This is a genomic window from Citrobacter sp. RHBSTW-00986 (assembly GCF_013783065.1).
In the GTDB taxonomy this organism is placed as follows: Bacteria; Pseudomonadota; Gammaproteobacteria; order Enterobacterales; family Enterobacteriaceae; genus Citrobacter; species Citrobacter braakii.
The window spans coordinates 2968718-2989021 of record NZ_CP056200.1 but is presented as its reverse complement, the minus strand read 5'-3'; the positions used below and the strand labels follow the sequence as shown (position 1 = coordinate 2989021).

Below are 20304 nucleotides of genomic sequence, written 5' to 3'. Positions count from 1 at the left end.
TCAGTTAATTGCAATGAAAATTAAGTTAATATCAGTTTATGTCAATTAGTGTCAGTGTTGCGGATTCAGAAAAACATAATATATATCACATCCATAATTGCCAGCAGCGACCATAAAATAATGTAGAGCATAAGATGCTCGCGAATATTATTAACCAGATAGTGAAAGATGCGGCGCATCAACGTTATTCCTGTCATTAAAAATGGCCTCACCAACGAGGCCATTCATTTATTATCGCTTAAAACGACTTAGCCTGAAGGGCGTCAGGTCAAAGTCAGACGATTTGTCCTGGGCGAAGTCTGCCGCAATCTCTCCGAGGACAGAGGTAAACTTAAAGCCATGTCCGCTCAGCCCGGTGATGATCAGCGTGTTGTCATGCTCCGGTAGAGTATCAATAATAAAGTCTTCATCTGGTGAGTTATCATAGGTGCAGGACGCACCGTGCAGACAGCAGCCTACGCCTGGCAGAATTGTGCGCAGGAATGGGAAGGCTTCAGAACCATCGCTGGCTACAGCGGCAAACGGCTTGCGCTCTTCTGCCGAATGAATTACCTGTCCGCCATTGTGCTTACCAATTTTTAGCTCGTCATTTTCTGCCGGGAAACCGTAGAATTGATCGCCATTTGGTAGCTCCCCGGTGAAGGCAGGGAAGTTATTCTTAACGCTGTAACGCCCATCGGCTTGATACCAGGCGAACACTTTGCGTACCGGTTGTATCGGTAGTTCAGGGACTAATGCCTGTACCCAGGTTCCGGCGCTGATCACCGCTTTTTGCGCGTGATAGTCACCATCGGCGGTTTCTACCGTGACGCCATCATCACTATGACGAATTGCGCTGACCGGGCATTTAAATAGCTGCGCACAGCCTGCTTCTTCCGCCAGACGGATCCAGGTTTTAATCGCTAACTCACTACGTAAAAAACCAGACTCCGCTTCAAACAGACCGATATAGTTTTCAGGTACGCGAATCTCTGGCCAGCGCGCCATAATGGCTGCTGCATCCAGTTGTTCAACATTGAGTTGCCACTGTTTTGCGCTTTGCGCCGCGGTCGCTAAGAAGGTTGAATCTGCCGGACCAAGGTTGATGACACCAGAGCGCACAAAAATCGGCTCTTCATTTTGGGTGGATAATTCATCCCATAATGTTTGCGCACGCAGCACCAGCGGAACATATTTTTCACCTTCGCCATAGGCATGACGAATTAATCGAGTGTCGCCGTGGTGGCTGCCCTGCTGATGCGGTGGCATATGCGCATCGATCATCAGAACCTTCAGACCGGCGCGAGTGGCATAGTATCCGGCTGCGGCGCCCACGGAACCGCTGCCAATTATGATTAAGTCGTATTTCATCCGCTTCTCTCTGCAATCGCGATAGTAGCAGGGTAAATAAGTGACCCGGAATATTCAACCTGGAAATAAGAAAGGCACCGGAAAGGTGCCTTTTGATGGTTGGATGTATCAGATTTAATGTCGCTGATACTCATTTACCTGGTAATCGCCGGATTCAATTTTAGCGATTCCTGCTTCTAATATCGAAATAAATTGCCTGGCAACATCAGTGGTTAACCAGAGCGTTTGACCAACTTCAGTCCCATCCGGGTCTGGACGATTCGGGGTCTGGTAGTGCAAACGCAGCATCAGCGCATCGTAGCTATCAACAGTGCTGATGTCCCATCCTACTAACGGATGAGTCTGAATGACTTCATTATTCTTTTCCATCATGCCCCCTAATTCGTGTTACTAGACAACGGTTTTCGAGGTTCAATGCATTTTTTCTGAAGCAACTTCAGTATATCAATAAATAAGGGTATTCATTGAAAATTTAAAGAGGTAAGCACATAAAATTTTCGTTTTCAGCGTTATCTGACTAACAAACCGACATGTTATTCATTTTTTTTAAGCATGTTGCACAATTATTTTGGTGTTGTGGTTAAAAGATAACCAGGGATTTATTATTAAAATATAAGTTTGCCAGAAGGAATGAACGATTGATTAAAAGATGGTGTGTATAAAAAAGCCGGGGCGACCCGGCAAACAAACATCACTGCATATCATTATTTATTCATTGATGAACCAGTCATCCGCGCTTTCCCAGGTCTCCTGGAGGATCTCGCTGATGCGTTCTTTATCCTCTTTGGTGGCACCAATAACCGACAGATTGTTTGCGCCGGCATAACGGACGGTAACGTTACCTTCGTTATCCGGAAAATGGTGCTGAATACGGCGGGAGAGTTCACCTGCCAGCGCGTCAATTGCACCAGCAGGTAAAGGTGAAGTTTTGGCAATAGTGACTTCAATACGCATAGTAGCCCCCTGTGGAATATACTGTTTATTTATACAGTTATTCTCACCAGTTGGCTACACTTTTTTTAGCTTTTCACGGACCAGAGTACCGTTTCGCCACCCAGGAAAGGCACCAGCGTATCATCTTGCAGCGCAATGCTCTCCGGGACCTGGTGCTCCACGCGTTCCAGTTCAATAAAGGTTTCATTCACCGGCAAACCGTAGAACTGTGGGCCATTGAGTGAGCAGAAGGCTTCAAAATGGTCCAGTGCATTCATCTCTTCAAACACGGTGGCATAACTGCCCAGTGCGGTCGGCGCATTAAAGCAGCCCGCACAGCCACAGCTTGACTCTTTGCGATGACGCGCATGCGGCGCTGAGTCGGTACCGAGGAAGGCGCGGTTAAACCCGCTGGCGACCAACTCACGCAGCGCCTGTTGATGGACGTTACGTTTGAGGATCGGCAGGCAGTACAGATGAGGGCGAATCCCGCCGACCAGCATGTGGTTGCGGTTAAACATCAGGTGCTGCGGCGTAATGGTCGCCGCCAGAAGGTCGTTGCCGTCGCGCACGTATTCGGCAGCATCTTTAGTCGTGATATGTTCAAACACCACTTTCAGCGCAGTTAAACGCTGACGCAGTGGTTCCATCACCGTTTCAATAAAGCGCGCCTCGCGATCGAAAATATCGATATCCGCATGCGTCACTTCGCCGTGCACCAGCAGAGGCATACCCAATTTTTCCATCCGTTCCAGCACTGGCATGATGGCATCAATAGAGGTTACGCCATGCGTCGAGTTGGTGGTGGCATTGGCCGGATAGAGTTTTGCGGCGGTGAACACGCCTTCGTTGAATCCACGTTCCAGCTCATTGGGATCCAGCGTATCCGTTAAGTAGCAGGTCATTAATGGCGTGAAGTCGTGTCCGGCAGGTACCGCGTCAAGAATTCGCTGGCGGTAAGCGATAGCCGCGTCCACCGTGGTGACGGGCGGAGCCAGGTTCGGCATGACAATGGCGCGGCCATAAACTTCGCTGGTATAGGGCACGACAGTTTTTAACATGTCGCCATCGCGAAAGTGAAGATGCCAGTCGTCTGGGCGGCGGATCTTTAAAACCTGGGATGGTGCAGTCATCAATATGCTCCGGCTGAGGATAGTCTTTTTTGCCGGAAACAAAGGATAAGCGGAAACGTTTTCGTTTGCACGAAAAAAAAGGGCGCATCGGCGCCCTCTGTCATATTAGTCGGTGAACGGGATAATGATTTCTCCCGGTTTCACCTCAATGCCTTTCGCCAGTTTTTTCGCCAGCGCTTCCCCCTGGCTGCTGTCATCCCGCAGAATGTACGCTGGCTGCTGGTTGAAATAGTTGCGCAGCGACTGATTTAAATAAGGCATCAGCGTTTGCAGTACCGACTGCATTTTTTCCGGCGTGACGGTAGCGTCCACGACTTCCATTTCTTGCAGATAAATCGCGCCTTTTTCTTTATTGAAAACCGGTAAGGCTTTTAGCTTCAACTTCATGGTTGCTTTCTGACTGCCAAACAGGGAGTTCATGTCCAGGTTGGCGTCTCCGGTCAGCGTCACTTTATTGGGTTCTTCACGGCCTATCTGGCTGGCGAGATTGTTCAGTACGATATGTGCTTCAGCGACGCCAGGCAAACCGATATCTTTTGAAAAGTTATTATTCTTCGCCAGGGCCTGATTAATCTCTTGCTCGCTAACCGTGTATTGCGTGAGTTGATTACAACCAACCAACAGGCCGCTGACAATTAGTGCAGCGGCAAAAAAAAACTTTTTCATGGGGTTCCTCAGCATGATGCTTGTGGTGTAATCGTGACACAAAGCATCATCGAGCACCAGCGCTGCGGGTAACAGCAGAAAAAACTGAAAAATGCGCGTACACCAGATTGGCTATCAGGCGTCAGGCTCCAGCATACCACGCGTTGGGCGTTTGAGACTGAATTGCCACCCCAGCGCCAGGAAAGTGATGAAGCCGATAATGCCGAGCATCATCCAGGGCAGCTCCGGTTGTGCCAGGGCTTTACCCATGTCAAACAGCCAGCCGCCGCCGATATAACCAATGGCGCCGCCGATGGCGAGTCCCAGTCGACTGAAACCCATATAGCTTCCCCGGGCCCGTGCATTCGCCAGCGAGGCGCTCAGGGTTTCACGCGCCGGTTCGGCGATGATTGAGCCAATATAGAACGTGCAAATCAGGGTGAACAACTGCTGCAAATTCCCGACCAGGCTGATGGGCATCATGCTTAAAGACATCACCAGCAGACCGGCCATCAGGCGATGCTCAAGGCGAAAGCGTTTTTCACTCCAGCGGGCAATCGGGTAGAGCAACGTTAAAGAGAGGCACGCCTCAATGGCATACATCCATTTCACTGCGGCCGGTGACCCAGCGATGTCGTTTACCATTATTGGCAGCATCAGCATCACTTGTACCGCCAGCATGTAATAGCCCGCCAGCGTCAGCACATAAGTGACAAAGCGCTTGTCATGCATCACATGGCTCATTCCTTCGCGCACCGGAATTTTCACCGTTGACAGCTTCCATGCCGGAAGCAGCCAGGCGTTAAACGCCGCGCACAGAACGAACAAAATTGCGCCGGTGGCACACACCAGACGGAAATCGTATTGCAATAACCAACTGCCGAGCAACGCGCCAACCACTGCCCCGGCGCTATCCTGCATCATCAGAATAGAGAAAAAACGCCCGCGCTTTTCCGGACGGATCAGTTTGACCACCAGCGCCGAGCGGGGAGGGTCGAACAACGTGCCGCCCAGCCCGGAAAGAAAGCAGGAAAACCATAGCAGCCACGGTTCATGGGCAATGCCCATGGTGGCGAATCCGGCAGCGCGCATCAGCATGCCGGTGACGATCATCGGTTTTGCCCCGAAACGGTCAGCAATAGCACCGCCGAAGATACCTAAACCTTGCTGGATAAATTGACGTAATCCAAGCGCGATACCGACCATCACGGCGGCCCAGCCCATTTGATCGACGAAACGAATTGAGATCAGCGGGAAAACGACGAAGAAACCCAGCACGACCAGCATGTTATCGATAAGAAGGAAGTATTTACCCAGGTTCCTTGCCTGCGAGACTTGCGACATTTCCCCTCCAGGGAAAAACTCGTCACTCTGGATAGAGTTTAAAAGATAAGCACCTCCTATTCTGCGGTGTCGTCATCGCTTTTCCCACCCTTCGCGGGACAATATTTTTTTATCAAAAGTCCGTCTTGATAGAGAGTTTTCATCAAAATGTGTGAATAATTCAAAAAATGGCATTTTGCTCTTTTCACAGGGCGTATTTGCGCAGGTATAGTAATGCGAATAGCGTATTGAAGACGTTACGGGAAGGAGTAGGTATAGAATGTTTGGCTATCGCAGTAACGTGCCAAAAGTGCGCTTAACCACGGACCGCCTGGTCGTGCGTTTAGTGCATGAGCGTGATGCCTGGCGTCTGGCAGATTATTACGCAGAAAATCGTCATTTCTTAAAACCCTGGGAACCTATTCGCGATGAAAGCCACTGTTATCCGTCAGGCTGGCAGGCGCGTTTGAGCATGATATCTGAGTTTCATAAACAGGGCACCGCTTATTACTTTGCGCTGCTCGATCCGGAAGAAAAAGAGATTATTGGCGTCGCGAACTTCTCGAACGTCGTGCGGGGATCTTTCCACGCCTGTTATCTCGGTTACTCCATTGCGCAGAAGTGGCAGGGGCAGGGGCTGATGTATGAAGCCTTAACCTCGGCCATCCGCTATATGCAGCGCACGCAGCATATTCACCGCATTATGGCTAACTACATGCCACATAATAAACGCAGCGGTGACCTGCTGGCGCGACTGGGTTTTGAAAAAGAAGGGTATGCCAAAGACTACCTGCTGATTGACGGGCAGTGGCGCGATCACGTGCTGACGGCGTTGACCACATCAGAATGGACCCCCGGCCGCTAAGTTTCAGATGCAGCCATGATTAATGGAGAAGACGATGAAATACGAATTAACCGCCACCGAAGCACGGGTGATTGGCTGTTTATTAGAAAAACAAGTGACTACGCCTGAACAGTATCCGCTCTCCGTTAACGGAGTCGTAACCGCCTGCAATCAAAAAACGAATCGTGAACCCGTAATGAACCTGTCGGAATCCGACGTGCAGGATCAGCTTGATAATCTGGTGAAACGGCATTTCCTGCGTACGGTGAGTGGCTTTGGTAATCGCGTCACCAAATATGAGCAGCGTTTCTGCAACTCTGAGTTTGGCAATCTTAAGCTCAGCGCGGGGGAAGTCGCGCTCATTACCACGCTGTTGCTGCGCGGCGCTCAAACACCAGGTGAACTGCGTAGCCGCGCCTCCCGGATGTACGAATTCAGCGACATGGCCGAAGTAGAGTCGACACTGGAGAAACTGGCAACCCGGGAAGATGGTCCTTATGTCGTTCGCCTGGCGCGTGAGCCGGGCAAACGTGAAAGCCGTTATATGCACCTGTTTTGCGGTGACGTTGATGAAGCGATGACCACGGCAGATGAACTTCCGGCAGCTTCGGGCGATCTACAGGCGCGCGTTGACGCGCTGGAAACAGACGTCGCGGAGCTTAAGCAGCGGCTTGATTCCTTGCTGGCGCACCTGGGAGACTGATGTGAATAAATTACGTATCGGCGTTGTCGGGCTCGGCGGGATTGCGCAAAAGGCCTGGCTGCCCGTGCTGGGCGCTAGTGCAGACTGGACGCTGGAAGGGGCATTTTCACCTTCGCGGGAAAAAGCGCAGCGTATCTGTGATACCTGGCGGATACCCTACGTTGATTCACTGGTTAATCTGGCGCAAACCTGCGATGCGGTTTTCGTCCATTCCAGTACCGCAACGCACTATGCGGTGGTCAGCGAACTGCTGAATGCCGGGGTTCACGTGTGCGTGGATAAACCGCTGGCGGAAAACCTGCGCGAGGCTGAACAATTGGTGGAGCTGGCCGAGCGGAAAAAGCTGACGCTGATGGTGGGGTTTAACCGTCGATTTGCGCCGCTGTATCAGGATCTCAAATCCCAGTTGGGCAATGCGGCGTCCGTACGCATGGATAAGCACCGGACGGACAGCGTCGGGCCGCACGATCTGCGCTTCACTCTGCTGGACGACTATCTGCACGTTGTCGATACCGCATTGTGGCTGGCGGGAGAGAAAGTGCAGTTAAATCACGGTACGCTGTTAACCAATGAATCCGGCGCGATGCTCTATGCGGAGCACCATTTTTCTGCCGGGCAAATGCAGGTAACGACCAGTATGCACCGCCGCGCCGGTAGCCAGCGCGAGAGCGTGCAGGCGGTGACGGATGGTGGCCTGATTGACGTCACGGATATGCGGGAATGGCGGGAAGAGCGCGGGCAAGGAGTGGTGCACAAGCCGGTAGCAGGCTGGCAAACTACCCTGGAACAGCGTGGTTTTGCCGGATGCGCACGTCATTTCATTGAGTGCGTGCAAAATCAGACGGTTCCCCAGACGGCAGGTGAGCAGGCGCTCCTGGCCCAGCGCGTTGTCGAAAAGCTGTGGCGGGAGGCAATGGCTGAATAACCCCCTGTAACATCTGGCGGTAGTAATTCATTGTAATCCAGGTACTATATGCCAACTCAAAAATAACACCTCTTTTCAATCATAGGCTGGTTTGTCGGCCTGATAAGACGCTACGGCGTCGCCATCAGGCACAGCAAAAGTGCCGGATGGCGGCGATCATGCCTTATCCGACCTACGGGCAGGTTTGTCGGGGTTTTGCCTCAGAGTCTGGAATACAACATAGATGAATTTATTAAAGTCGCTGGCAGCCGTCAGCTCGATGACGATGTTTTCACGTGTGCTGGGTTTTGCGCGTGATGCGATTGTCGCCAGAATCTTTGGCGCAGGGATGGCGACTGATGCCTTTTTTGTGGCATTCAAACTTCCTAACCTGCTGCGCCGAATCTTTGCTGAGGGCGCTTTTTCGCAGGCGTTTGTGCCTATTCTTGCCGAATATAAAAGTAAGCAGGGGGAGGATGCGACCCGCGTCTTTGTCTCTTACGTTTCTGGGCTGTTGACTCTGGCGCTGGCCGTGGTGACGGTCGCCGGGATGCTGGCTGCCCCGTGGGTGATTTTAGTCACCGCGCCTGGGTTTGCCGACACCGCGGACAAATTTGCGCTGACCACTCAACTGCTACGGATCACCTTTCCGTATATTCTGCTGATCTCACTGGCTTCGCTGGTGGGTGCGATCCTGAATACCTGGAATCGCTTTTCCATTCCGGCGTTTGCGCCGACCTTTCTGAATATCAGCATGATCGGTTTCGCGCTGTTTGCTGCTCCTTATTTTCACCCTCCGGTGCTGGCGCTGGCGTGGGCCGTTACCGTTGGCGGCGTGCTGCAGCTGATTTACCAGCTTCCGCACCTGAAGAAAATTGGCATGCTGGTGCTGCCGCGCGTGAACTTCCGTGATGCGGGGGCGATGCGCGTCGTCAAGCAAATGGGCCCGGCGATCCTTGGGGTATCTGTCAGCCAGATTTCACTGATCATCAATACGATTTTCGCTTCATTTCTGGCCTCTGGCTCAGTGTCATGGATGTATTATGCTGACCGTCTGATGGAGTTTCCGTCTGGCGTACTTGGTGTCGCGTTGGGGACTATCCTACTGCCCTCGCTATCCAAAAGTTTTTCCAGCGGTAATCATGATGAGTATTGCCGTCTGATGGACTGGGGCCTGCGTTTGTGTTTTCTGTTGGCATTACCGAGCGCCGTGGCGTTGGGAATTCTGGCCAAACCGCTGACGGTTTCTCTGTTCCAGTACGGTAAATTTACCGCCTTTGACGCAGCGATGACGCAGCGCGCGCTGGTGGCATACTCGGTAGGTTTGATTGGCTTGATCGTGGTGAAAGTGTTGGCCCCTGGTTTTTATTCGCGCCAGGATATTAAAACGCCAGTCAAGATTGCCATTGTCACGCTGATTATGACCCAGGTAATGAACCTGGCGTTTATTGGACCGCTGAAACATGCCGGGCTGTCGCTGTCGATTGGTCTGGCGGCGTGTCTGAACGCTTCACTGCTGTACTGGCAACTGCGGAAACAGAAAATTTTTACCCCACAACCGGGTTGGGCCTGGTTCCTGGCGCGACTGGTGATTTCTGTGCTGGTGATGTCGGCGGCACTGGTTGGGATGCTCTACATCATGCCGGACTGGTCGCAGGGAACGATGTTATGGCGTCTGCTGCGTCTGATGGCCGTTGTGGTGGCAGGTATTGCTGCTTACTTCGCTGCGCTCGCGGTGCTGGGCTTTAAAGTGAAAGAGTTTGTGCGCCGGACGGCGTAACAGATTAATGCCGGATGGCGGCATGACGCCGTATCCGGCCTACAAAACGCGTAGGCCTGATAAGCAAAACGTTATCAGGCTAGCATCAGATAGAGAATTTTTTCCCGCCGCGGTGCGCAGCAGAGGTTTGACCGTTTGCGCCATACAGCGCCGGTTCCTGGTGCGGTTTCAGCACTTGAATCGCTTGTTGATTGCGCTCGATCTGCCCTTCCAGCAGCCAACCATTGTGCTGGTTGAGTTCGCGTAGGTCCTGTGTTTTCCGGGTAATGGTCTGCCAACGCTCGGCAATTTCATCATTGGCGCTGCGTGTGGCGTCATGCTCCAGACGGCGCTGCTGCTCCAGATAATCAAGGGTTGCCAGCAAAGAGCTTTTTTCTTCTGTAATACGCTGTAGCTGGCTGCCGTTAATATATCCTGCGGAAAGCTGCTGCTGTTCAGCATCCATTACCGTTTTCAGGTCATTGAGGACGGTCGTCATCTGGTCAAGTATTTCTGACAAACGAGTCATACTTTATTTACTCTGTAAGTAGCTCTGCGCCTCGCGGATCAGCGAGTCGGCAATTTTTCCGGTGTCCATTTTCAGCTCGCCATTACGGATTGCGGTTTTGAGTGCTTCCACGCGTTCCATATTGATGTCATTGGTGCCGGGCTGCATCAGTTTGGCCTGGGCGTCGCTCAGCATGACGCTGGTGCTGGTGGTGGCGGTGGTTTTTTCCTTCCGCGTTTTTTGTACCGGCGCATCGCTGGTTTCACGTGGCTGAACGGTACTTACTGGCTTCAATGGTGAGGTACGATCAATGCTCATTTTGTTTATCCTCATCGAGGGGTTACGCTATAGCGGCCCGCTGTAATCATTGGTTGTTTATCTATCGGCACACGCTAAAAAATCTTTAACCTATTATAGGTTAATAAGAATATTCCCATCAGAATCGACGACACCGCTCACCACCTGGCCTGAAATCATCCGTACTCGGGCATTCTGGGCGACGGCGGCATTGTTCAGCGCTTTACCTTCGGCATTCACCCGAAAGCCATCTCCGTTGGCAATAACCAGGACGCGCTGACCGGCCTTGATTCGCCATGCCTGGCGCAACATGGAAAGCTGTATCGGCTGACCTGGCACCAGATCGCGCAAGCTTACGGCATCCTGCACCTGATTCATATCCAGCACGGCGCGCGGAGGGAGTTGGTCCAGTCGACCTCGTTTTAGCGTTACGCTGGCCGAAGTCAGGGCGCTACCCCGAGCGACGGGCGCGGCGGCAACAACGTAGTTTCCCGTGGCCTGCACGTTCACCTGCAGATAACGTTTCTCGTTGGCGCAGCGCGCCAGCACGTTCACATTACCCCACAATTTTGCACTCCCGGACACGCTTAATGCTGGTTGTTCGCAGCTCGGCAATAAGTTTGGCGACGTTCGGATAGTAACGACGACCTCATCGCTAAATCCGGCCAGACGCTGGGAAAACCATGCCGTCAGCTGTGAATTCAGGTCTTGCGCCAGCGTCATAGGACTGAACAGCAGTGCTGCCACGACGACTCCACGATTAAACGTTTGCATCAAAACCTCGTGCTTTTTCAGGTAGTGACAGGATTCTACCTGTGTGACGCAGTCATCAACGCAACAAATAGCGACGCATTTTGCGTTTATTCCGGCGATAACGCGCGCGTAATGGGATTTAAGCTGTCGGCTGAATTTTGTCATTTGCGGAGGAGATATGCTCGATAAGCTCGACGCCGCCTTACGTTTTCAACAGGAAGCGCTGAATTTGCGCGCCCAACGCCAGGAAGTATTGGCGGCCAACATAGCCAATGCCGACACGCCGGGGTATCAGGCGCGCGACCTGGATTTCGCCAGTGAATTAAAAAAAGTCATGGTGCGAGGACGGGAAGAAACCGGCGGTGTCTCGTTGACGCTGACCTCTGCACAACACATTCCGGCCCAGACCGTTTCAGCTCCTTCTACGGAACTGCTCTACCGCATTCCTGATCAGCCGTCTCTCGATGGCAACACGGTAGATATGGACCGGGAGCGTACGCAATTTGCAGACAACAGCCTCAAGTATCAAATGGGGCTGACCGCGTTGGGTGGACAAATCAAAGGCATGATGAACGTGCTGCAAGGAGGGAACTAATTCGTGGCGCTGTTAAATATTTTTGATATCGCAGGCTCTGCGCTGACGGCTCAGTCTAAGCGCCTGAACGTGGCGGCCAGCAACATGGCGAATGCGGATAGCGTCACCGGACCTGACGGTCAGCCGTATCGCGCGAAGCAGGTTGTGTTTCAGGTTGATGCCGCGCCAGGTGCGGCAACCGGTGGCGTAAAAGTCGCTGACGTCATTGAAAGCCAGGCGCCGGATAAGCTGGTTTATGAACCCGGTAATCCGCTGGCCGATGCGAACGGTTACGTAAAAATGCCGAATGTGGACGTCGTCGGCGAAATGGTCAACACCATGTCAGCCTCGCGTAGCTACCAGGCAAACGTCGAAGTGCTCAATACGGTGAAAAGCTTGATGCTCAAAACGCTGACGCTAGGCCAGTAAAAGGAGGCGCACATGTCTATTGCTGTAAAAATGAATGACCCGAGCACGACGGGTGTGAATGACGCAACGGGGAAGAGTTCACTGACGGGCAGCAACGCCGCGGACCTGCAAAGCAGCTTCCTTACGCTGCTGGTTGCACAGCTGAAAAACCAGGATCCAACCAACCCGCTGCAAAACAACGAACTGACCACCCAGTTGGCGCAAATCAGTACCGTGAGCGGAATTGAGAAACTGAACACCACGCTGGGATCGATCTCCGGGCAGATCGACAACAGTCAGTCGCTGCAGGCCAGTACGCTGATTGGCCACGGTGTCATGATCCCAGGTACCACCATCCTGACCGGTAAAGGTACGGAAGAGGGCGCAAAAACCACCACCACGCCGTTTGGCGTTGAACTGCAGCAACCGGCAGACAAGGTTACCGCAACCATTACCGATAAAGACGGCAAGGTGGTACGCACCATTGATATTGGTGGGTTGAAAGCGGGCGTTCATACCTTTACCTGGGACGGCACCATGACCGATGGCACGGATGCGCCAAGCGGTTCTTACAACGTGTCAATTGCTGCCAGTAATGGCGGAACACAACTGGTGGCTCAGCCGCTTCAGTTTGCGCTGGTGCAGGGCGTTATTCGCAGCAACGGCGGTAATACGCTGGATCTGGGCACCTATGGAACCACCACCCTCGACGAAGTACGGCAGATCATTTAAGCCTTCACACTTATCAGGAGTAAGTCATGGCCTTTTCACAAGCGGTCAGCGGTCTGAACGCTGCAGCGACCAACCTCGATGTCATTGGTAACAACATCGCCAACTCCGCCACCTACGGTTTTAAATCCGGTACGGCCTCTTTTGCCGATATGTTCGCCGGTTCTAAAGTGGGTCTGGGCGTTAAAGTTGCGGGCATTACCCAGGACTTTACCGACGGTACCACGACCAACACTGGTCGCGGGCTGGATGTCGCTATCAGCCAGAACGGTTTTTTCCGCATGGTAGACAGCAACGGTTCCGTTTTCTACAGCCGTAACGGTCAGTTCAAGCTCGATGAAAACCGCAATATCGTCAACATGCAGGGGCTACAACTGACGGGCTATCCGGCTACCGGTACACCGCCAACGATACAGCAAGGTGCTAACCCGGCGCCGATCACTATCCCGAATACGCTGATGGCGGCTAAAACCACCACGACTGCGTCAATGCAGATCAACCTGAACTCCACTGACAAGGTGCCAACGAAGACCCCGTTTAATCCCAGCGATGCGGATTCCTACAACAAAAAAGGCTCAGTTACCGTTTTCGATAGCCAGGGTAACGCCCACGACATGAATATTTTTTATGTCAAAACAGGCCCGAACAAATGGGATGTCTACACCCAGGACTCCAGCGTTGCGGGTTCAGTTGCCAACAAGAATGCGGTGATGAACTTTAGTGCTAACGGTACGCTGACCTCAGTGAACAATTATGTTCCAGGGACTGTGCCAGTAGATCCAGCAGATCCGACTGGACCAAAAATCCCCGTTGAAGGCCCAGCTAATGCCCAACCGCAAATTCAGATAACGACCGGTACGATCAATGGCGCAGTTCCGGCGAACTTCTCCCTGAGCTTCCTCAATTCCATGCAGCAGAACACTGGCGCCAACAACATCGTTGCCACGAATCAGAATGGCTATAAGCCGGGCGACCTGGTGAGCTACCAGATTAACAATGACGGTACTGTGGTCGGTAACTACTCCAACGAACAGCAACAGGTTCTGGGGCAGATCGTGCTGGCAAACTTTGCCAACAACGAAGGTCTGGCTTCTCAGGGTGACAACGTCTGGGCAGCCACTCAGTCTTCCGGCGTGGCGCTGCTGGGTACCGCAGGCGAGGGTAACTTCGGCAAGCTGACCAACGGCGCGCTGGAAGCATCAAACGTGGATTTGAGTAAAGAACTGGTGAATATGATCGTCGCCCAGCGTAACTATCAGTCGAACGCGCAGACCATCAAAACCCAGGACCAGATCCTCAACACGCTGGTCAACCTGCGCTAAGCGCCTGACGGGATGGCTTAATGGATCACGCAATTTATACCGCCATGGGCGCGGCCAGTCAGACGCTGAATCAACAAGCGGTGACGGCCAGCAACCTGGCAAACGCCTCAACGCCGGGTTTTCGTGCGCAACTCAATGCGCTGCGCGCGGTTCCCGTTGAAGGATTGTCTTTACCGACGCGTACGCTGGTGGTGGCCTCCACGCCGGGGGCCGATATGACGCCGGGTCAGATGGACTATACTTCACGTCCGCTGGACGTGGCGCTGCAACAGGATGGCTGGTTGGCTGTGCAGACCGCGGACGGTAGCGAAGGATATACCCGAAATGGCGCCATTCAGGTAAGCCCTACGGGGGAACTGACCATTCAGGGACACCCGGTGATTGGCGAAGCCGGACCAATAGCCGTACCGGAAGGTTCAGAAGTCACGATTGCGGCAGACGGCACGATCTCGGCGCTCAACCCTGGCGATCCGGCTAACACCGTTGCGCCAGTTGGGCGACTGAAACTGGTGAAGGCCACGGGGAGTGAAGTGCAACGTGGCGATGACGGTATGTTCCGTCTGACCCAGGCCGCGCAGGCTACCCGTGGCGCTACGTTACAGGCTGACCCCAGCATTCGCGTTATGTCGGGCGTGCTGGAAGGCAGTAACGTTAAGCCGGTAGCCGCGATGAGTGACATGATCGCCAACGCCCGTCGTTTCGAAATGCAAATGAAGATTATCAGTAGCGTGGATGATAACGCGGGTCGCGCCAACCAACTGCTGTCGATGAGTTAATACAGGACATTTTATGATCAGTTCATTGTGGATCGCCAAAACCGGCCTGGATGCGCAGCAAACCAACATGGATGTGATTGCCAACAACCTGGCAAACGTCAGCACCAACGGATTTAAGCGTCAACGTGCCGTGTTTGAAGATCTGTTGTACCAGACGATTCGCCAGCCTGGCGCACAGTCTTCTGAACAAACCACACTGCCGTCTGGTTTGCAGATTGGTACCGGTGTGCGCCCGGTCGCGACCGAGCGTTTACACAGCCAGGGGAACCTGTCGCAGACCAACAACAGTAAAGATGTGGCGATTAAAGGGCAGGGCTTTTTCCAGGTCATGCTGCCTGATGGCACGTCCGCCTACACCCGTGACGGTTCTTTCCAGGTGGATCAGAACGGTCAACTGGTGACAGCGGGTGGTTTTCAGGTTCAGCCGGCTATCACCATCCCGGCTAACTCGCTCAGTATCACCATTGGACGCGACGGTATCGTCAGCGTAACCCAGCAGGGCCAGGCAGCACCGGTTCAGGTTGGGCAGCTTAACCTGACTACTTTTATGAACGATACCGGTCTGGAAAGCATTGGTGAGAATCTGTACACCGAAACGCAGTCATCCGGTGCGCCGAATGAGAGCACTCCGGGGCTGAACGGCGCGGGTCTGCTGTACCAGGGTTATGTTGAAACCTCTAACGTCAACGTGGCGGAAGAGCTGGTTAACATGATCCAGGTTCAGCGCGCTTACGAAATCAACAGTAAAGCGGTATCGACCACCGATCAGATGCTGCAAAAACTGACGCAACTCTAAAGTGTGGCCCGGTGGGGTGAAAGCCTCACCGGCACACTGATTTTGAAGATGACCGCAATGCGAAAATACGCGCTTCACCCATACCCAATTTTAGCCCTGTTGGTGGTTTCATTGACAGGATGCGCCTGGATCCCGGCCACGCCCCTCGTGCAGGGCGCAACGTCTGCCCAGCCTGTTCCTGGCCCGACGCCGGTGGCGAATGGATCAATCTTCCAGTCGGCCCAACCGATTAACTACGGTTATCAGCCGCTATTCGAAGACCGCCGTCCGCGCAATATTGGCGATACGTTGACCATCGTATTGCAGGAAAACGTCAGCGCGAGCAAAAGTTCTTCGGCTAATGCCAGCCGCGACGGCAAAACCAACTTTGGCTTTGATACCGTACCGCGTTATTTGCAAGGACTGTTTGGCAACGAGCGTGCTGACGTAGAAGCTTCAGGCGGTAACACCTTTAACGGTAAAGGCGGCGCGAACGCCAGCAATACCTTCAGCGGTACGCTGACCGTAACGGTCGATCAGGTACTGGTGAATGGCAACTTACATGTTGTGGGTGAAAAACAGATCGCCATTAATCAGGGCACTGAATTCATTCGCTTCTCCGGGGTCGTTAACCCGCGCACCATCAGTGGCAGCAACTCCGTACCGTCAACTCAGGTTGCGGACGCACGTATTGAGTATGTCGGCAACGGCTACATCAATGAAGCGCAGAATATGGGCTGGTTGCAGCGTTTCTTCCTTAACTTGTCGCCGATGTAAGCGAGGTAGCCAGTGTTTAAATCTTTAGTTGGAATGGTACTGGTGCTGATAACCACCTTTGCGCATGCCGACCGTATTCGTGACCTGACCAGCGTTCAGGGCGTGCGGGAAAACTCGTTGATCGGTTATGGGCTGGTGGTCGGTTTGGATGGCACGGGTGACCAGACTACGCAGACGCCGTTTACTACGCAAACGCTCAACAACATGCTTTCGCAGTTGGGAATTACCGTGCCAACCGGCACCAATATGCAACTGAAAAACGTGGCGGCGGTGATGGTGACCGCGCAATTCCCGGCCTTTGGTCGTCAGGGGCAAACCATTGACGTGGTGGTCTCTTCCATGGGGAACGCCAAAAGCCTGCGCGGCGGAACGTTGCTGATGACCCCGCTGAAAGGGGTCGATAGCCAGGTATATGCGCTGGCGCAGGGGAATATTCTGGTAGGCGGTGCAGGCGCGGCTGCGGGTGGTAGCAGCGTGCAGGTAAACCAGCTCAATGGCGGACGTATTACCAACGGCGCGACCATCGAACGTGAATTACCCAGCCAGTTCGGCGGCGGTAACACCATTAATCTGCAGCTCAATAATGAAGATTTCACTATGGCGCAGCAGATAACCGACACCATTAACCGTTCGCGCGGCTTTGGTAGCGCCACTGCGCTGGACGCCCGGACGATTCAGGTACGCGTGCCAAGCGGCAACAGTTCGCAGGTGCGTTTCCTTGCTGACATCCAGAATATGGAGGTGAACGTCACGCCGCAGGATGCGAAAGTGATTATCAACTCGCGCACCGGATCCGTTGTCATGAACCGTGAAGTCACGCTGGATAGCTGTGCCGTCGCGCAAGGCAACTTGTCGATAACGGTAAACCGCCAGGCGAACGTCAGCCAGCCGGATACACCGTTTGGGGGTGGACAGACTGTGGTGACGCCTCAAACCCAGATCGATCTGCGCCAGAGCGGCGGTTCGCTGCAAAGCGTGCGTTCCAGCGCCAACCTGAACAACGTTGTGCGTGCGCTTAATGCGCTAGGGGCAACGCCGATGGATCTGATGTCCATTCTGCAATCGATGCAGAGCGCGGGATGCTTACGCGCCAAACTGGAAATCATCTAATGATTGGAGACAGCAAACTGCTGACCAGTGCCGCCTGGGATGCGCAATCACTGAACGAACTGAAAGCGAAAGCGGGTCAGGACCCGGCGGCGAATATCCGCCCGGTTGCCCGTCAGGTTGAAGGGATGTTCGTACAAATGATGCTGAAAAGCATGCGTGAAGCGCTGCCGAAAGATGGCGTTTTTAGCAGTGATTCGACACGTTTGTATACCAGCATGTATGACCAACAAATTGCGCAGCAGATGACCGCAGGCAAAGGTCTGGGACTGGCTGAAATGATGGTTAAGCAGATGACCGAAGGTCAGGCGCAACCCGCAGACGATGCGCCGCAGGTGCCGATGAAGTTCTCTCTGGAAACGGTGACCAGCTATCAAAACCAGGCGCTGACGCAACTGGTCCGTAAAGCCATTCCCCGGGCGACGGAAAACAATGATGAGCCGCTGTCAGGTGACAGCAAAGACTTCCTCGCCCAGCTATCGCTGCCAGCTAAGCTGGCAAGTCAGCAAAGCGGGGTTCCGCATCATCTGATTCTGGCGCAGGCGGCGCTGGAGTCCGGATGGGGCCAGCGACAAATCCGCCGTGAGAACGGTGAACCGAGCTTTAACATTTTTGGCGTGAAGGCTTCGGGAAGCTGGAAAGGCCCAACCACCGAAATCACCACCACCGAATATGAAAACGGCGAGGCGAAAAAGGTGAAAGCCCGATTCCGCGTCTATAGCTCTTACCTTGAGGCACTGTCGGATTATGTCGGTCTGATATCGCGTAACCCGCGCTATGTGGCGGTAACCGCCGCTGCTACCGCCGAGCAGGGGGCACAGGCTTTGCAGAATGCCGGTTACGCGACTGACCCTAACTATGCGCGTAAATTAACCAGCATGATCCAGCAGTTGAAATCGATGAGCGAAAAAGTGAGCAAAACCTACAGTACGAATATCGATAATCTCTTTTAAATAGCTCAAGTCTACCAACCTGCTGCCGATAATAACGAGTATTGAAGGATTACAAGGAACCTCCATGTCCAGCTTGATTAATAACGCGATGAGTGGACTCGCCGCAGCGCAGGCCGCGTTGAATTCTGCCAGTAATAACATCTCCAGCTATAACGTTGCCGGATACACCCGTCAAACGACAATTATGGCGCAAGCGAACAGCACGCTGGGTGCGGGGGGCTGGGTTGGCAATGGCGTCTATGTTTCTGGCGTACAGCGCGAGTATGACTCCTTTATCACGAATCAGTTACGTGCCGCGCAGAACCAAAGCAGCGGCCTGACAACGCGCTATGAACAAATGTCGAAAATCGACAATCTGCTCTCCAGCAAAACCAGTTCCATTTCGACCTCAATGCAGGACTTTTTTACCAGCCTGCAAACGCTTGTCAGTAACGCGGAAGACCCGGCGGCGCGCCAGGCGCTGATCGGTAAAGCTGATGGTTTAGTCAACCAGTTCAGAACAACCGACCAGTATCTGCGCGATCAAGACAAGCAGGTTAATACTGCGATCAAGGCCAGCGTTGACCAGATCAACAACTATTCAAAACAGATTGCCAGCCTCAACGATCAGATTTCCCGTCTGACCGGCGTCGGCGCGGGCGCATCGCCTAACGATTTACTCGACCAGCGCGACCAACTGGTCAGTGAACTGAACCAGATTGTCGGTGTTGAAGTCAGCGTTCAGGACGGCGGGACTTACAACATAACCATGGCGAACGGTTATTCACTGGTGCAGGGCAGCAATGCACGCCAGCTGGCGGCTGTACCCTCCAGTGACGATCCCAATCGAACCACAGTGGCCTACGTCGACGGGGTTGCCGGCGAGGTTGAAATTCCCGAAAAACTGTTGAATACCGGTTCACTGGGCGGGCTGTTGACCTTCCGTTCTCAAGAGCTTGACCAGACGCGTAACACGCTGGGCCAACTGGCGTTGGCGTTCGCCGATGCGTTTAACACCCAGCATAAAGAGGGTTTTGACGCGAACGGCGATCAGGGTAAGGATTTCTTTGCTATCGGTAGCCCGGCAGTATTCAACAACGCTAAAAATACAGGAACAGGATCGTTAAGCGCGAAGATTACCGACAGCTCTGCTGTACAGGCGACCGATTATAAAATCGTTTATGACGGGACGGACTGGCAGGTTACTCGCCTGGCGGATAATACCAGCTTCAAAGCTACCGTTACCGGTGGGAAGATGTCCTTTGACGGGATGGAAATCACCGTAAATGCTGGCGCAAAAGCAAATGACAGCTTCACAGTGAAACCTGTCAGTAACGCCGTTGTTGATATGAAAGTCATGGTGACCGATGAGTCGAAAATCGCCATGGCCCAGGTCTCAAAAAATGATCCGGACCCGGATAGTGATAAGGGAAAAAGCGATAACCGTAACGGTCAGAAACTGCTGGATCTGCAGACCAAAGCTACCGTGGGTAATAAGACCTTCAACGATGCTTATGCCACGCTGGTAAGCGATGTCGGGAACAAAACCGCGACGCTGAAAACCAGCGCCATTACCCAGAACAACGTGGTAACGCAGCTTTATAAGCAGCAGCAGTCTATTTCCGGCGTCAACCTCGACGAAGAATACGGTAACTTACAGCGCTACCAACAGTATTACCTGGCTAACGCGCAAGTGCTGCAAACTGCAAATGCGCTGTTTGATGCACTGATTAATATTCGCTAAGGGAGAGG

24 protein-coding genes are annotated in these 20304 nt (G+C 53.2%); 14 read left to right on the top strand and 10 right to left on the bottom strand.

Annotated features, from left to right (window positions below):
• Positions 1-65 precede the first annotated feature (65 nt).
• The 7 genes from HV345_RS14645 to mdtH form a co-directional block, all read right to left on the bottom strand.
• The gene (locus HV345_RS14645) at positions 66-179 is read right to left on the bottom strand and encodes a YceO family protein (protein ID WP_003036148.1); all 114 of its coding nucleotides are present in this window, start codon (positions 177-179) and stop codon (positions 66-68) included.
• A gap of 52 nt (positions 180-231) precedes the next feature.
• A complete protein-coding gene (gene solA / locus HV345_RS14640) occupies positions 232-1350 on the bottom strand; it encodes an N-methyl-L-tryptophan oxidase (protein ID WP_181635735.1) in 1119 nt (372 codons plus the stop codon).
• A gap of 114 nt (positions 1351-1464) precedes the next feature.
• Positions 1465-1719 carry a biofilm formation regulator BssS gene (bssS, locus tag HV345_RS14635; RefSeq protein ID WP_003036154.1) on the bottom strand — a complete coding sequence of 85 codons (255 nt, stop codon included), beginning with the start codon at positions 1717-1719 and terminating at the stop codon, positions 1465-1467.
• Positions 1720-2058: 339 nt separating this feature from the next.
• Entirely contained in the window at positions 2059-2304 is a 246-nt protein-coding gene (gene dinI, locus HV345_RS14630) for a DNA damage-inducible protein I (protein ID WP_003036157.1), read from the bottom strand.
• 65 nt (positions 2305-2369) lie between these two features.
• A complete protein-coding gene (gene pyrC, locus HV345_RS14625) occupies positions 2370-3416 on the bottom strand; it encodes a dihydroorotase (RefSeq protein ID WP_181635734.1) in 1047 nt (348 codons plus the stop codon).
• Positions 3417-3521: 105 nt separating this feature from the next.
• Positions 3522-4082, bottom strand: coding sequence for a lipoprotein (locus HV345_RS14620; protein WP_016152618.1), 561 nt, complete (start codon positions 4080-4082; stop codon positions 3522-3524).
• A 114-nt stretch (positions 4083-4196) separates the two neighbouring features.
• Positions 4197-5405: a multidrug efflux MFS transporter MdtH gene (gene mdtH, locus HV345_RS14615; protein ID WP_181635733.1), complete on the bottom strand. Its 1209-nt coding sequence runs from the start codon at positions 5403-5405 to the stop codon at positions 4197-4199.
• Between the two features lie 259 nt (positions 5406-5664).
• Between mdtH and rimJ the strand changes: the two genes are divergently transcribed.
• The 4 genes from rimJ to murJ all read left to right on the top strand — a co-directional run bounded on the left by rimJ (position 5665) and on the right by murJ (position 9615).
• Positions 5665-6249: a ribosomal protein S5-alanine N-acetyltransferase gene (gene rimJ / locus HV345_RS14610; protein ID WP_006685101.1), complete on the top strand. Its 585-nt coding sequence runs from the start codon at positions 5665-5667 to the stop codon at positions 6247-6249.
• 34 nt (positions 6250-6283) lie between these two features.
• Complete coding sequence (locus tag HV345_RS14605) at positions 6284-6931, top strand: YceH family protein (RefSeq protein WP_131405800.1); 648 nt, start codon at positions 6284-6286, stop codon at positions 6929-6931.
• A 1-nt stretch (position 6932) separates the two neighbouring features.
• Complete coding sequence (locus HV345_RS14600; RefSeq protein ID WP_181635732.1) at positions 6933-7856, top strand: Gfo/Idh/MocA family protein; 924 nt, start codon at positions 6933-6935, stop codon at positions 7854-7856.
• Between the two features lie 223 nt (positions 7857-8079).
• Positions 8080-9615, top strand: coding sequence for a murein biosynthesis integral membrane protein MurJ (murJ, locus tag HV345_RS14595; RefSeq protein WP_016152622.1), 1536 nt, complete (start codon positions 8080-8082; stop codon positions 9613-9615).
• A gap of 85 nt (positions 9616-9700) precedes the next feature.
• Here the strand turns inward: murJ and flgN are convergent, their stop codons facing one another.
• The 3 genes from flgN to flgA form a co-directional block, all read right to left on the bottom strand.
• Positions 9701-10123: a flagella biosynthesis chaperone FlgN gene (gene flgN, locus HV345_RS14590; RefSeq protein ID WP_016152623.1), complete on the bottom strand. Its 423-nt coding sequence runs from the start codon at positions 10121-10123 to the stop codon at positions 9701-9703.
• A 3-nt stretch (positions 10124-10126) separates the two neighbouring features.
• Positions 10127-10420, bottom strand: a complete 294-nt coding sequence (flgM, locus tag HV345_RS14585) for a flagellar biosynthesis anti-sigma factor FlgM (protein ID WP_016152624.1) — start codon at positions 10418-10420, stop codon at positions 10127-10129.
• Positions 10421-10513: 93 nt separating this feature from the next.
• On the bottom strand, positions 10514-11173 hold the full coding sequence (gene flgA / locus HV345_RS14580) for a flagellar basal body P-ring formation chaperone FlgA (RefSeq protein WP_181635731.1): 660 nt from the start codon (positions 11171-11173) through the stop codon (positions 10514-10516).
• A 157-nt stretch (positions 11174-11330) separates the two neighbouring features.
• On the opposite strand from flgA, the gene flgB reads away from it, so the two are divergent.
• The 10 genes from flgB to flgK all read left to right on the top strand — a co-directional run bounded on the left by flgB (position 11331) and on the right by flgK (position 20296).
• Positions 11331-11747 (top strand): flagellar basal body rod protein FlgB, encoded by a 417-nt coding sequence (flgB, locus tag HV345_RS14575; RefSeq protein WP_016152626.1) that lies wholly within the window; start codon positions 11331-11333, stop codon positions 11745-11747.
• A 3-nt stretch (positions 11748-11750) separates the two neighbouring features.
• Positions 11751-12155, top strand: a complete 405-nt coding sequence (gene flgC, locus HV345_RS14570; RefSeq protein WP_006685091.1) for a flagellar basal body rod protein FlgC — start codon at positions 11751-11753, stop codon at positions 12153-12155.
• 12 nt (positions 12156-12167) lie between these two features.
• Positions 12168-12866 (top strand): flagellar hook assembly protein FlgD, encoded by a 699-nt coding sequence (gene flgD, locus HV345_RS14565; protein ID WP_016152627.1) that lies wholly within the window; start codon positions 12168-12170, stop codon positions 12864-12866.
• Between the two features lie 26 nt (positions 12867-12892).
• Positions 12893-14185: a flagellar hook protein FlgE gene (flgE, locus tag HV345_RS14560; protein WP_046274760.1), complete on the top strand. Its 1293-nt coding sequence runs from the start codon at positions 12893-12895 to the stop codon at positions 14183-14185.
• Between the two features lie 20 nt (positions 14186-14205).
• Positions 14206-14961, top strand: a complete 756-nt coding sequence (locus tag HV345_RS14555; protein WP_016156188.1) for a flagellar basal body rod protein FlgF — start codon at positions 14206-14208, stop codon at positions 14959-14961.
• A 13-nt stretch (positions 14962-14974) separates the two neighbouring features.
• Positions 14975-15757 (top strand): flagellar basal-body rod protein FlgG, encoded by a 783-nt coding sequence (gene flgG, locus HV345_RS14550; protein WP_003036202.1) that lies wholly within the window; start codon positions 14975-14977, stop codon positions 15755-15757.
• Between the two features lie 57 nt (positions 15758-15814).
• Entirely contained in the window at positions 15815-16513 is a 699-nt protein-coding gene (flgH, locus tag HV345_RS14545; RefSeq protein ID WP_016152630.1) for a flagellar basal body L-ring protein FlgH, read from the top strand.
• Positions 16514-16546: 33 nt separating this feature from the next.
• Entirely contained in the window at positions 16547-17623 is a 1077-nt protein-coding gene (locus HV345_RS14540) for a flagellar basal body P-ring protein FlgI (protein ID WP_019076467.1), read from the top strand.
• Positions 17623-18573: a flagellar assembly peptidoglycan hydrolase FlgJ gene (flgJ, locus tag HV345_RS14535; RefSeq protein ID WP_181635730.1), complete on the top strand. Its 951-nt coding sequence runs from the start codon at positions 17623-17625 to the stop codon at positions 18571-18573. The genes HV345_RS14540 and flgJ overlap by 1 nt, the downstream gene beginning before the upstream one ends.
• A gap of 64 nt (positions 18574-18637) precedes the next feature.
• Positions 18638-20296, top strand: coding sequence for a flagellar hook-associated protein FlgK (gene flgK / locus HV345_RS14530; protein WP_181635729.1), 1659 nt, complete (start codon positions 18638-18640; stop codon positions 20294-20296).
• The last annotated feature ends 8 nt before the right edge of the window (positions 20297-20304 follow it).